The following is a 13,726-nucleotide window of genomic DNA, read 5'->3' as shown; positions in this document are numbered from 1 at the left end:
ACGCCCGGTTACATTCCGAACCCGGAAGCTAAGCCTTTCAGCGCCGATGGTACTGCAGGGGGGACCCTGTGGGAGAGTAGGACGCCGCCGAACAACCCGCCCTTTTAGCTCAGTCGGTAGAGCGTCTCCATGGTAAGGAGAAGGTCAACGGTTCGATTCCGTTAAAGGGCTCCACAAGAAGAAGGCCCCCGCCATATGGCGGGGGCCTTCTTTGTTTTGTGCACAGGATTCGCACGGCGTATCCGCACATGAAGGGGCCCGGCTGCCCCACGAGGGCAGCCGGGCCGGGGTGCTCGCTGTCAGCCGTTGGCGATCGGCTCGGGGATGCGCATCGCCAGGATGGCCATGTCGTCGGACGCCGGCTCCTGGGCGAAGCGCTCGACCGCACGCAGGATGCGGGCCGCGACGGCGCCGGCCGTCAGGCCCGTACAGGACTTCAGGACCTCCGCCAGGCCGTCGTCGCCGAGCATGCGCGTGCCCTCACGGCGTTCCGTCACGCCGTCCGTCACGCACAGCAAAACATCGCCGGGATCGAGCGTGATCGTCTGCTCGTACAGCTCCAGGTCGTCGATGACGCCCAGGAGCGGCTGAGGGTCGGCGGCGGGTAGGACCGTGCCGTCCTGGCGCAGCCGCAGGGGGAGCGGATGACCGGCACAGACCACCTTCAGGAGTGCCGAGCCGTCCTCCTGGGGCCAGATCTCGCCGTAGAGAAGGGTCAGGAAGCGGCTGCGGGCGCCCTCGTCGAGGATGGCCGCGTTCAGGCGCTCCAGGACCGCGGGGCCGCCGAAGCCCTCCCGGGCCAGCAGGCGCAGGGCGTGCCGGGCCAGGCCCGTCACCGCCGCGGCCTCCGGGCCCGTACCGCAGACGTCGCCGATCGCGAAGCCGTAGGCGTTGTCACGGATCGGGAAGAGGTCGTAGAAGTCGCCGCCCACTTCGTTGCCCTCGCCGGCCGCGCGGTAGATCACGTCGACCTCGACACCAGGGATCTCCGGGAGGCCCGGCGGCAGGAGGCTGCGCTGGAGGGACTGGCTGATCGCCATGCGCTCGCTGTAGAGCCGCGCGTTGTCCAGGGCGAGGGCCGCTCGGCGCGAGAGGTCCTCGGCGAGCTCCAGGATCTCCTGGCGGAAGTGGTCGTCGGAGGGCTTGCCCAGGGTGAGCATGCCGATGACGCGGTTACGGGCCACCAGTGGCAGGACGACCGTCTCCCCGCCGACCACGGCGGCGGTGGCCAGGGTCGCGTCGATGCCCGAGGACAACGGGCCCGACACCCCGTCCAGTTCCCGCATCGAGGTGGACAGCGCGGCCCGGTGGGCGGCCGCCGCGGGGGCGGCCCAGACCCGGGCGCCGGGGGTGGGCACCGGGTCCGGCGGGGCGATGGAGGTGAGCAGGGCCTTCAGGCCGTCGATGCGGTCCTCGTCCTCATGGAGGACGTACGAGAGATACGGGTCCGACGACTGGTCGGCGATCGTGTAGACGGCGCACCAGGTGGCAAGGGTGGGGACGGTCATCTGGGCCATGAGCGCCAGCGTCTGGTCGCGGTCCAGGGTCCCGGCCAGCAGGTCGGAGGCCTCGACGAGGAAGCTGAGGGAGCCGCGGCGCAGGCGTTCCAGCTCGCCGAGGCGGGCCGACTCGACGGCGAGGGCGATGCGGTCGGCGGCGAACTGCAGCCGCAGGGCCTCTTCGTTGGAATAGCGGTTCGCGCTCTCCGCGGCCACACCGAGCGAGCCGGTGAGACGGCCCTCGACCTTGAGGGGGACCGTCACCACCGAGCGCATGCCGGTGCCCTCCAGGAGGGGCACCGCGCCGGGGACGGCGGCCAGGTCCTCGTGGACGGCCGGCATCCGGGCGGAGCCGTAACGGCTGGCGCCGGTCTCCACCGGGACGCGGGCGAAGCGCTGACGGGCGGAGGGGAGGCCGGTCGTGGCCCGCACCTCCAGCTCGGTCTCGTCGTCCGTGGCGAGCAGGAGGAACGCGGAGTCGCCGTCGAGCATGTCGCGGGCGCGTTCCACCGTGCGCTGGAGGAGCCCGTCGAGGTCGTCGGGGGCGGGGGAGCCGATGAACACCTCGAAGGGGTCGGCTGAGCGGTTCTCGGCGCCGGGGTCGGAGACGGGGGAACGCTGCGGGGTCTGGAGGACCGCGCGCTCGTACTCCCGCACGAGGAGGCAGACGGTGGACGGCTCGCCCTCGGCGTCGCGGACGCGGAGGTGGGAGGCGTAGACCGGGACGACCCGGCCGTCGGCGCAGCGGATGCCGTAGCTGCCCTCCCAGCGGGAGAGCTGGAGCGCCTCGACCAGGCCGGTGCCGATGCCGGGGGTGTGGGGCCAGGCGGCGAGGTCTCCGAGCGGCTTGCCCAGGACCTTCTCGGCGGTGTATCCGAAGAGTTCCTCGGCGTCCTCGTTCCACGCGGTGACGGCGCCGCCGCGGTCGATCTGGGCGACGGCCACGCGTACGCGGCTCTCGGCGACGGGCAGGAGGGCGTCGGGGAGCACCGGGCCCGCCGAGCGGGTCCCGATGGGGCGCTCGGGCAGATCCAGCTGGAACCAGACGTTCTTCCGGGTCGGCGTGTACTCGACGCCCCAGCGGGTGGCCAGGGCCGCGCACAGGAGCAGGCCCCGGCCGTTCTCCCGGTCGGGGTGGGCGACGGTGCGGCCGCTCTGGACGGGGATCTCGCGCTCGGGGTAGCGGTCGGCGACCTCGACGCGGACGCCGTCCTCGCTGCGTAGGCACAGGACGTCGGCGGCGGTGCCGGCGTGGATGACGGCGTTGGTGACGAGTTCGCTGGTGAGGACGACGGCGTCGTCGACGACCTCGGCGTACCCCCAGCCCTGGAGGGTGTCCCGGACGAAGGCTCGGGCGGTCGCGACGGACCGTCCGACGGGGTCGAAGCTGGCAGCCGCCCGCGCGGTGATCACAGAACTCCTCGTACGCGTTTCGACGCCCGGCTCTGCCATGGTCGGTGTGCCCCTCCCGCTCCCCGGTGGTGTTCTTCCCGCCGCCCCGCCCCCGCCGGGCGGACCGGGGCGGTTGGACAGCCGGATGCCAGGTTACTTACCTTCACTGTCCGGGCGGATGCCGGTCACCGCTGTTTCCGTCCCCCGAGGACGGGGACGTTATGCGAAGCTGCCGAACTGTTATGGCCTTGTTCGGCTGCGGTGAAACACTGGGCAGGCTTGTGGTGACGGCCCGGGCAAGACGGCCAACCCCTTCGGGAGGGACACGGTGGACTCTGGCACGGCGGCGCGGCGCGGCAGCGGCAGCGGCACGCGGGCGAAGGGCGGACGGTCCCGGAGCGGTGGGACGGTGCAGGTGGACGCGGCGGCGATGGAGCGGCTGCTCCAGGCTCTGGTGTCGATGCGGGACGGGAACTTCCGCAAGCGGCTGACCGTATCCGGCGACGGTGTCATGGCGGAGATCTCCGCCGTGTTCAACGAGGTCGCCGACCGGCAGATGCATCTGACCGGGGAGCTGTCCCGGGTGCGCCGGATGGTGGGGCGCGAGGGCAAGCTGTCCGAGCGGCTGGAGGCCGGGGCCAGCGAGGGGGCCTGGGCGGCGGCGATCGAGGCCGCGAACGCGCTGGTCGACGACATGACGCGGCCGGTGTCCGAGGTGGGGCGGGTGCTGTCGGCGGTGGCCGAGGGTGATCTCGACCAGCGGATGGACCTGCGGTCGGACGGGCCCGACGGGGCGGCGCGGCCGCTGCGCGGGGAGTTCCTGAAGGTCGCGCGGACCGTGAACAACCTGGTCGACCAGTTGTCGGCGTTCACCGACGAGGTGACGCGGGTCGCTCTGGAGGTCGGTACCGAGGGGAAGCTGGGCGGTCAGGCCCAGGTGCGCGGGATGTCCGGTTCGTGGAAGGACCTCACGGATTCGGTCAACACGATGGCGTACCGCCTGACGGCTCAGGTACGTGACATCGCTCTCGTGACGACGGCGGTCGCCAAGGGCGATCTGTCGCGGAAGGTCACGGCGCACGTGGCCGGCGAGATGCTGGAGCTGAAGAACACCGTCAACACGATGGTGGACCAGCTCTCCTCGTTCTCCTCGGAGGTGACCCGCGTCGCGCGGGAGGTCGGCACCGAGGGCGAGCTGGGCGGTCAGGCCGAGGTGGCCGGGGTCGCCGGTGTGTGGAAGGACCTCACCGATTCCGTCAACACGATGGCGGGAAATCTCACCAATCAGGTGAGGGGTATCGCCGAGGTCACCACGGCGGTCGCCAACGGCGACCTCTCGCAGAAGGTCACCGTGAGCGCGCGCGGCGAGGTCGCGCAGCTCGCGGACACCATCAACCAGATGACGGAGACGCTGCGGACGTTCGCCGACGAGGTGACGCGCGTCTCCGGTGAGGTCGGGGCGCAGGGCCTGCTGGGCGGTCAGGCGCAGGTGCCGGGTGCGGCGGGTACGTGGAAGGACCTGACCGATTCGGTCAACACGGTCTTCCGGAACATCACGACGCAGGTGCGGGACATCGCGCAGGTGACGACGGCGGTCGCCAACGGTGATCTGTCGCAGAAGGTCACCGTGAACGTGGCCGGCGAGATGCTGGAGCTGAAGAACACCGTCAACACGATGGTCGACCAGCTGTCCGCGTTCGGTTCCGAGGTGACCCGGGTGGCGCGGGAGGTCGGTGTCGAGGGTCTCCTGGGCGGTCAGGCCGAGGTGCCGGGCGCGGCGGGTACGTGGAAGGACCTGACCGATTCGGTGAACACGGCGTTCCGCAACCTGACGGGTCAGGTGCGGGACATCGCGCAGGTGACGACGGCGGTCGCCAACGGCGATCTGTCGCAGAAGGTCACCGTCGACGTCGCGGGCGAGATGCTGGAGCTGAAGAACACCGTCAACACGATGGTGTCGCAGCTGTCGTCCTTCGCCGACCAGGTGACGCGGATGGCGAGGGACGTGGGCACGGAGGGCCGCCTGGGCGGTCAGGCCCGGGTCGACGGTGTCTCCGGTACGTGGAAGGAGCTCACCGACTCCGTCAACTTCATGGCCGGCAACCTGACGTCCCAGGTGCGGCAGATCGCGCAGGTCACGACGGCCGTGGCGCGGGGCGACCTGTCGCAGAAGATCGACGTGGACGCGCGCGGGGAGATCCTGGAGCTGAAGAACACCATCAACACGATGGTGGACCAGCTGTCCGCGTTTGCGGAGCAGGTGACGCGGGTGGCCCGTGAGGTGGGTACGGACGGCCGGCTCGGAGGCCAGGCGCAGGTGCCGGGCGTGGCCGGGGTGTGGCGTGATCTGACCGACTCGGTGAACGGCATGGCCGGGAACCTCACCGCCCAGGTGCGCAACATCGCGCAGGTCGCCACGGCCGTGGCGCGCGGTGACCTGTCGCAGAAGATCGACGTGGACGCGCGGGGCGAGATCCTGGAGCTGAAGAACACCCTCAACACGATGGTGGACCAGCTCTCCAGCTTCGCGGAGCAGGTGACGCGGGTGGCCCGTGAGGTGGGCACGGAGGGCATCCTGGGCGGTCAGGCCGAGGTGCAGGGGGTCTCCGGCACCTGGAAGGACCTCACCCAGTCGGTGAACTTCATGGCGAACAACCTGACCTCGCAGGTGCGCAACATCGCCGAGGTGACCACGGCGGTCGCCAAGGGCGATCTGTCGAAGAAGATCACCGTCGACGCCAAGGGCGAGATCCTGGAGCTGGTGACGACCGTCAACACGATGGTCGACCAGCTGTCGAACTTCGCGGACGAGGTGACGCGGGTCGCCCGCGAGGTGGGTACGGAGGGCATCCTCGGTGGTCAGGCACGGGTGCGCGGGGTCACGGGCATCTGGAAGGACCTGAGCGACAACGTCAACCTGATGGCGAACAACCTGACGAGTCAGGTGCGGAACATCTCCCGGGTCTCCTCCGCGGTCGCCAACGGCGACCTGACGAAGAAGGTGACGGTCGAGGCGCGCGGTGAGGTGGCCGAGCTGGCCGACACCGTGAACACGATGGTGACGACGCTGTCCTCGTTCGCGGACGAGGTGACGCGGGTCGCCCGCGAGGTGGGCACGGAAGGCGAGCTGGGCGGCCAGGCGCGGGTGCCGGGCGTGTCGGGCACGTGGAAGGACCTCACCGAGTCGGTGAACTCGATGGCGTCGAACCTGACGGGCCAGGTGCGTCAGATCGCCGCCGTCACCACCGCCATCGCCAAGGGCGATCTCACCAAGAAGATCGACATCGACGCGCGCGGTGAGATCCAGGAGCTGAAGAACACCATCAACACGATGGTCGACCAGCTGTCCTCGTTCGCCGAGGAGGTCACCCGGGTGGCCCGTGAGGTGGGTACGGAAGGCATCCTGGGCGGTCAGGCGCGAGTCCGGGACGTCGACGGAACCTGGCGCGACCTGACGGAGTCGGTGAACGAGATGGCCGGGAACCTGACCCGGCAGGTGCGGGCCATCGCGGCCGTCGCCACCGCGGTGACCCGCGGCGACCTGAACCTCAAGATCGACGGTGTGGACGCGGCGGGCGAGATCCAGGCGCTTCAGGACAACATCAACACCATGATCGCCAACCTGCGCGACACCACCCTCGCCAACGAGGAGCAGGACTGGCTCAAGGGCAACCTCGCCCGGATCTCCGGTCTGATGCAGGGCCGCCGGGACCTGGACGACGTCGCCTCCCTCATCATGAGCGAGCTGACGCCCGTCGTCTCGGCCCAGCACGGCGCGTTCTTCGTGGCGATGCCGACCGGTTCCGCGACGGCCAGCGCCGAACTCGGCGGGGAGGGCGAGGGCTCGTACGAGCTGCGGATGCGCGGCAGTTACGGGTACTCCGCCGGCTCCATGCCGACCTCCTTCCGGCCGGGGGAGACCCTGATCGGAACGGCGGCCGAGGAGAAGCGGACGATCCAGGTCAATGTGCCGCCGGGCTATCTGAAGATCTCCTCCGGGCTCGGCGAGGCCGCCCCGGCGCATGTGATCGTGCTGCCGGTCCTCTTCGAGGGGAAGGTCCTCGGGGTGATCGAGCTGGCCTCCTTCCAGCCGTTCACGCAGATCCAGCGGGACTTCCTCAACCAGCTCGCCGAGCTGATCGCGACGACCGTGAACACCATCAGCGTGAACACCAAGACCGAGGTGCTGCTCCAGCAGTCGCAGGAGCTGACCGAGCAGCTGAGGGAGCGCTCGGCGGAGCTGGAGCACCGGCAGAAGGAGCTCCAGGGCTCCAACGCGGAGCTGGAGGAGAAGGCGGAGCTGCTCGCCCGGCAGAACCGGGACATCGAGGTGAAGAACACCGAGATCGAGGAGGCGCGTCAGGTCCTGGAGGAGCGGGCCGAGCAGCTCGCCGTCTCGATGCGCTACAAGTCGGAGTTCCTCGCGAACATGTCGCACGAGCTGCGGACGCCGCTCAACTCCCTGCTCATCCTGGCCAAGCTGCTCGCCGACAACGCCGACGCCAACCTCTCGCCGAAGCAGGTGGAGTTCGCCGAGACGATCCACGGGGCCGGTTCCGACCTGCTCCAGCTCATCAACGACATCCTCGACCTGTCCAAGGTCGAGGCGGGCAAGATGGACGTCTCCCCGACCCGTATCGCGCTGGTGCAGCTCGTCGACTACGTGGAGGCGACGTTCCGGCCGCTGACCGCGGAGAAGGGGCTCGACTTCTCGGTGCGGGTCTCGCCCGAGCTCCCCGCCACGCTCCACACCGACGAGCAGCGCCTGCTCCAGGTGCTGCGCAACCTGCTGTCCAACGCGGTGAAGTTCACCGACACGGGCGCGGTGGAGCTGGTCATCCGGCCCGCCGGGACGGATGTGCCGCAGTCGATCCGCGAGCAGCTCCTGGAGGCGGGTTCGCTGCGCGACCCGGAGGCCGAGCTGATCGCGTTCTCGGTGACCGACACGGGCATCGGCATCGCGGCCGGCAAGATGCGGGTCATCTTCGAGGCGTTCAAGCAGGCGGACGGGACGACCAGCCGCAAGTACGGCGGTACGGGTCTCGGGCTCTCCATCAGCCGGGAGATCGCGCGGCTGCTCGGCGGTGAGATCTACGCGGCGAGCGAACCGGGCCGTGGTTCGACGTTCACGCTGTACCTGCCGCTGCACCCCATGGAGCTGGCCGCGAACGGCTACGGGCAGGGCGAGGAGGACGATCCGTCGGAGCAGCGGACGGGGTACGAGGACGGCGTGGGCGGGCACGACGGGCACTTCGAGTCGGCGCCGTCGTCCATGGCGGCCGACCTGCGCTCCGGGGCAGGGGCGCTGTTCCGGCACCGACGCAAGGCGGTCCCGGCGGGGGCGGAGCGCCCGGCGCTGCCGGGCCGGGCCGGCCGGACCCAGGGCGACCAGCAGGCGGCCGACGAGCGCGCCGAGGCGGCGCCGCGCCGCACCTTCGCCTTCCGCGGCGAGAAGGTCCTGATCGTGGACGACGACATCCGCAACGTCTTCGCGCTGACCAGCGTCCTGGAGCAGCACGGCCTGGCGGTGCTGTACGCGGAGAACGGCCGCGAGGGCATCGAGGTCCTGGAACAGCACGACGACGTGACGGTCGTCCTGATGGACATCATGATGCCGGAGATGGACGGGTACGCGACGACGACCGCGATCCGGCGGATGCCGCAGTTCGCCGGGCTGCCGATCATCGCGCTCACGGCGAAGGCGATGAAGGGCGACCGGGAGAAGGCGATCGAGTGCGGCGCCTCCGACTACGTCACCAAGCCGGTCGACCCGGACCACCTGCTGTCGGTGATGGAGCAGTGGATGCGAGGGGAGTGACAGGGGTCTCCTCGCGGTGTCGCGAGGAGTTCCCGCCGTGCCGGCCGGCTGTCGCCACAGGCGTGTGAGGGGCCTGTATCCGGGGAACCTTCTGGTCTCCCACCACGTTTCTGCTACGTGCACAGTGACATCGTGGTGACAGGGTGTGGCGACAGGCGGGGTGCGGCTACCATGACCGGCACAAGGACGGACGGCGCAAGGGAGTCGTCTTCTGGGGCGGCGCCCGGTGCTTCCCCCGACTCGGCGAGTCGGGGAGAGCCCATGCCGGGGCGAGGAGGACGGGGCATGGTGCAGAAGGCCAAGATCCTCCTGGTCGATGACCGGCCGGAGAATCTGCTGGCGCTGGAGGCCATTCTCTCCGCGCTCGATCAGACGCTGGTGCGGGCATCGTCCGGGGAGGAAGCGCTCAAGGCGCTGTTGACCGACGACTTCGCGGTCATCCTGCTGGATGTCCAGATGCCCGGGATGGACGGCTTCGAGACGGCGGCGCACATCAAGCGGCGGGAGCGGACCCGGGACATCCCGATCATCTTCCTCACCGCCATCAACCACGGTCCCCACCACACCTTCCGGGGCTATGCGGCGGGCGCGGTCGACTACATCTCCAAGCCGTTCGACCCCTGGGTGCTGCGCGCCAAGGTCTCCGTCTTCGTCGAGCTGTACATGAAGAACTGCCAGCTGCGGGAGCAGGCCGCGCTCCTGCGCCTCCAGCTGGAGGGCGGCGGCCACGGAGGTCACGCGAAGGAGTCCGCGGGACTCCTTGCCGAGCTGTCGGCCCGTCTCGCCGCGGTCGAGGAGCAGGCGGAGGCGCTGTCCAAGCAGCTCGACGACGACTCCGCCGACGCCGCGGCCGTCGCCACCGCCGCCCATCTGGAGCGCAAGCTCACGGGGTTGAGGCGCGCGCTGGACGCGCTGGAGCCGGGCACGGGCGGCGCGCCGACCCTCCCCGCCCAGAACTGACGTACCGTCACGGCGGGGCTGCCGACCGTGAGCGGCCGTCAGTTTCATGCCCCGGCAAGGGCGACACGAACGGGTGAGGCCGGACGCGCACGTGTCGCGAGCGGCTCACACCGGTAACCTCGGCATCATGGCCTCACGTACGTCCGGCAAGGGTTCCCAGGGCACGGCGGGCACCGCGAAGCCGCGCGCCGGCCGTACGCCTGGTGTCGCGAAGAAAGCGGTGCCCGCGAAGAGGGCCGCCGGTGCGGCGGCCAAGCCCCCCGCGAAGAAGGCGGCGGCCAGAAAGGCCGCACCCGCCAGGCGCGCACCCGCGAAGAAGGCCGCGCCCAAGCCCGCTCCGTCGCCGACCGGGGGTGTGTACCGGCTCGTCCGCGGGCTGTGGCTCGGCCTGGCGCACGGGGTCGGCGCGATGTTCCGGGGGATAGGGCGCGGCGCCAAGGGGCTCGACCCGGCCCATCGCAAGGACGGTCTGGCGCTGCTGCTCCTCGGACTCGCGCTGATCATCGCGGCCGGGACCTGGTCCCGTCTGCGCGGCCCGGTCGGCGAGCTGGTCGAGATGCTGGTCACCGGCGCTTTCGGACGGCTCGACCTGCTCGTCCCGCTGCTGGTCGGCGCCATCGGCATCCGGCTGATCCTCTATCCGGAGAAGCCGGAGGCCAACGGCCGTATCGTCATCGGTCTCTCCGCCCTCGTCATCGGCGTGCTCGGCCAGGTCCACATCGCCTGCGGCTCGCCGGGCAGGGGCGACGGGACCGAGGCCATGCAGGACGCCGGCGGTCTGATCGGCTGGGCCGCGTCCAAGCCGCTCGTCTTCATGATGGGCGAGGTCCTCGCCGTACCGATGCTCGTCCTGCTCACCGTCTTCGGGCTGCTCGTCGTCACCGCGACCCCGGTCAACGCCATCCCGCAGCGGCTGCACGCGCTCGGCGCCCGGCTCGGGATCGTCGAGCCGGCCTACGACCCCGCGCTCGTGGAGGAGGACGAGGCGTACGACGGGACCTGGCGCGAGCCGGTGCCGGCGCGGGCGCGGCGCAGGGCTCCCGGACCCGCGGAGGTCTACGACACCGACCAGGCCGAGGAGGAGGCTCTCACCCGGCGCCGAGGCCCCCGCCGCTCCTCCGCGCGGCCCGCCCTCGACCGGCCCCTGGACGCCGTGGACGTCGCGGCGGCCGCGGCCGCCGCACTGGACGGGGCCGTGCTCAACGGCATGCCGCCCTCCCCGCTGGTCGCCGATCTGACCCGGGACGTCACCGCCGAGCGGGCCGCCGCGGTGGCGGACTCCGCCGCACAGGCGCCCGCCGCCCCCGCCGGGCCGCCGGCCGTACCGGCCCGTCCTTCGGTGCCGCCGGCCGCTCCGGTGCCCACCGCGCGGGGCGCGAAGCCGGAGTCGGGGAGCCGGACCGGGGCCGTACCGGACCTGACCAAGCCCGCGCCCGAGCACACCGAGCTGCCGGCCCGTGCCGAGCAGCTCCAGCTCGCCGGGGACATCACCTACGCGCTGCCGTCGATGGACCTCCTGACGCGCGGCGGCCCCGGCAAGACGCGCAGCGCGGCCAACGACGCCGTGGTGGAGTCGCTCTCCACCGTCTTCAGCGAGTTCAAGGTCGACGCGGCCGTCACCGGGTTCACCCGCGGCCCGACGGTCACGCGCTACGAGGTCGAGCTCGGCCCCGCCGTGAAGGTCGAGAAGATCACGGCGCTCACCAAGAACATCGCGTACGCCGTGGCCAGCCCGGACGTCCGGATCATCTCGCCGATCCCGGGCAAGTCGGCCGTCGGCATCGAGATCCCCAACAGCGACCGCGAAATGGTCAACCTCGGCGACGTCCTGCGCCTCGCGGACGCGGCGGGCGACGACCACCCGATGCTGGTGGCGCTCGGCAAGGACGTCGAGGGCGGCTACGTGATGGCCAACCTCGCGAAGATGCCGCACATCCTGGTCGCCGGAGCCACCGGCTCCGGCAAGTCCTCGTGCATCAACTGCCTCATCACCTCGGTGATGATAAGAGCGACCCCCGAGGACGTCCGGATGGTCCTGGTCGACCCCAAGCGGGTCGAACTCACCGCGTACGAGGGCATCCCGCACCTGATCACGCCGATCATCACCAACCCCAAGCGGGCCGCCGAGGCGCTCCAGTGGGTGGTGCGCGAGATGGACCTGCGCTACGACGACCTGGCCGCGTTCGGGTTCCGGCACATCGACGACTTCAACGAGGCCATCCGCAACGGCAAGGTCAAGCTGCCCGAGGGCAGCGAGCGCGAGCTCAGCCCCTACCCGTACCTGCTGGTGATCGTGGACGAGCTGGCCGACCTGATGATGGTCGCGCCCCGGGACGTCGAGGACGCCATCGTCCGCATCACCCAGTTGGCCCGGGCCGCCGGCATCCATCTGGTCCTGGCCACCCAGCGTCCGTCCGTGGACGTCGTCACCGGTCTGATCAAGGCGAACGTGCCCTCGCGGCTCGCCTTCGCCACCTCCTCCCTCGCCGACAGCCGGGTCATCCTCGACCAGCCGGGCGCGGAGAAGCTCATCGGCAAGGGTGACGGCCTCTTCCTGCCGATGGGCGCGAACAAGCCCGTCCGCATGCAGGGCGCCTTCGTCACGGAGGACGAGGTCGCGGTCGTCGTCCAGCACTGCAAGGACCAGATGGCGCCGGTCTTCCGGGACGACGTCACCGTCGGCACCAAGCAGAAGAAGGAGATCGACGAGGACATCGGCGACGACCTCGACCTGCTGTGCCAGGCGGCCGAGCTGGTGGTCTCCACCCAGTTCGGCTCGACGTCGATGCTCCAGCGCAAGCTCCGGGTCGGATTCGCGAAGGCCGGGCGGCTGATGGACCTGATGGAGTCCCGGAACATCGTCGGGCCGAGCGAGGGCTCCAAGGCGCGGGACGTGCTCGTCAAACCGGATGAGCTGGACGGAGTACTCGCCGTCATCCGCGGGGAGTCGGCGGAGTGACCGCGCGGGCCGTGCGGAGGCGGCGGTACGCCGTGCGGGGCACCGCCGGTTCACCCGTGCGGCCGGAACGAGACCTGGCCGAGACTCACTCGTAAGGGAAGGGTGGGCAACCGTTTCCCTTGGTCGTACGTCAAGTTGGAGACAAGGACAGAACGATGTCCCAGCCTCATGGCGTACAAACCGAGTCCGCCCGGTTGCCCCACCCTTTCGTACCACCCATAGACTGAACATCCAGCAGGTGGTTACACGCTCGAAAGGCGCTCTCGTGTCCATCGGCAACTCCCCCGAAGACGACCGGAACGTCCCGGCAGACGACCGGGATTCGATCGGTCGCGTTCTCCAGCAGGGCCGCGTCGCCGCCGGCCTCACCGTCGAAGACGTCAGTGCCTCCACCCGTGTCCGGATCCCGATCGTGCACGCGATCGAGGAGGACGACTTCTCGCGCTGTGGCGGTGACGTCTACGCCCGCGGGCACATCCGCACGCTCGCGCGCGCCGTCGGGCTCGATCCGGCGCCGCTCGTCGACCAGTACGACGCCGAGCACGGCGGCCGTCCCGCGCCGACCCCCGCCGCACCGCTCTTCGAGGCGGAACGTATCCGCCCCGAACCGCGCCGACCCAACTGGACCGCCGCCATGGTCGCGGCGATCGTGGCCGTCGTCGGCTTCGCCGGCTTCACCATGTTCAGCGGGAACGACGCCTCCAGCGGTTCCGGCACGGTGGCGGAAGGCCCCGCCCCCGTGAAGAAGCCCGTCAAGCCCAAGCCGACCAAGCCCGCCGACCCCAAGCCCGTGCCCTCCGAGAGCGCCATCGCGGCGGTCCCGAAGGACAAGGTCACGGTCAAGCTGACCGCGACCAATGACAAGAGCTGGATCTCCGCCAAGGCCCACGACGGCAAGCTGCTCTTCGACGGGCTGCTGCTCAAGGGCGACTCCAAGACCTTCCAGGACGACGAGCGCATCGACCTGATCCTCGGCAACGCCGGACCCATCGAGCTCTACGTGAACGGCAAGAAGGTCGCGCAGAAGTTCGAATCCGGGCAGGTCGAGCGGCTCTCGTACACCAAGGGCGACCCCGAGGCCGGCTGATCACGCCGGCC

General features: G+C 70.4%; 5 protein-coding genes, 1 tRNA gene and 1 rRNA gene. 6 read left to right on the top strand and 1 reads right to left on the bottom strand.

The features are described from left to right. A 5S ribosomal RNA gene (gene rrf, locus ACZ68P_RS20970) occupies positions 1 to 93 on the top strand; the annotation flags it as partial. 5 nt (positions 94 to 98) lie between these two features. Continuing rightward, a tRNA-Thr gene (locus ACZ68P_RS20965) sits at positions 99 to 174 on the top strand. Positions 175 to 299: 125 nt separating this feature from the next. Here ACZ68P_RS20965 and ACZ68P_RS20960 read toward each other — a convergent pair. Next, complete coding sequence (locus tag ACZ68P_RS20960) at positions 300 to 2,951, bottom strand: SpoIIE family protein phosphatase (protein ID WP_471008225.1); 2,652 nt, start codon at positions 2,949 to 2,951, stop codon at positions 300 to 302. 268 nt (positions 2,952 to 3,219) lie between these two features. Between ACZ68P_RS20960 and ACZ68P_RS20955 the strand changes: the two genes are divergently transcribed. The 4 genes from ACZ68P_RS20955 to ACZ68P_RS20940 all read left to right on the top strand — a co-directional run bounded on the left by ACZ68P_RS20955 (position 3,220) and on the right by ACZ68P_RS20940 (position 13,715). After that, positions 3,220 to 8,709, top strand: a complete 5,490-nt coding sequence (locus ACZ68P_RS20955; RefSeq protein WP_471008224.1) for a HAMP domain-containing protein — start codon at positions 3,220 to 3,222, stop codon at positions 8,707 to 8,709. Positions 8,710 to 8,994: 285 nt separating this feature from the next. After that, positions 8,995 to 9,669 carry a response regulator gene (locus tag ACZ68P_RS20950; protein ID WP_391141251.1) on the top strand — a complete coding sequence of 225 codons (675 nt, stop codon included), beginning with the start codon at positions 8,995 to 8,997 and terminating at the stop codon, positions 9,667 to 9,669. A 127-nt stretch (positions 9,670 to 9,796) separates the two neighbouring features. Further along, positions 9,797 to 12,628, top strand: a complete 2,832-nt coding sequence (locus tag ACZ68P_RS20945; protein WP_471008222.1) for a DNA translocase FtsK — start codon at positions 9,797 to 9,799, stop codon at positions 12,626 to 12,628. A gap of 265 nt (positions 12,629 to 12,893) precedes the next feature. Beyond that, complete coding sequence (locus ACZ68P_RS20940) at positions 12,894 to 13,715, top strand: helix-turn-helix domain-containing protein (protein WP_471008221.1); 822 nt, start codon at positions 12,894 to 12,896, stop codon at positions 13,713 to 13,715. Positions 13,716 to 13,726: the final 11 nt, after the last annotated feature.

The sequence above is a fragment of the Streptomyces sp. NPDC036822 genome (assembly GCF_055609145.1).
Note: the sequence above shows the minus strand (reverse complement) of the source record. Positions and strands in the feature narration are given on the sequence as shown.

Excerpts from the sequence above, each read along its gene's own strand:
- ACZ68P_RS20950 (WP_391141251.1), top strand. The coding sequence starts at position 8,995 with ATGGTGCAGAAGGCCAAGATCCTCCTGGTCGATGACCGGCCGGAGAAT.
- ACZ68P_RS20960 (WP_471008225.1), bottom strand. The coding sequence starts at position 2,951 with ATGGCAGAGCCGGGCGTCGAAACGCGTACGAGGAGTTCTGTGATCACC.
- ACZ68P_RS20945 (WP_471008222.1), top strand. The coding sequence starts at position 9,797 with ATGGCCTCACGTACGTCCGGCAAGGGTTCCCAGGGCACGGCGGGCACC.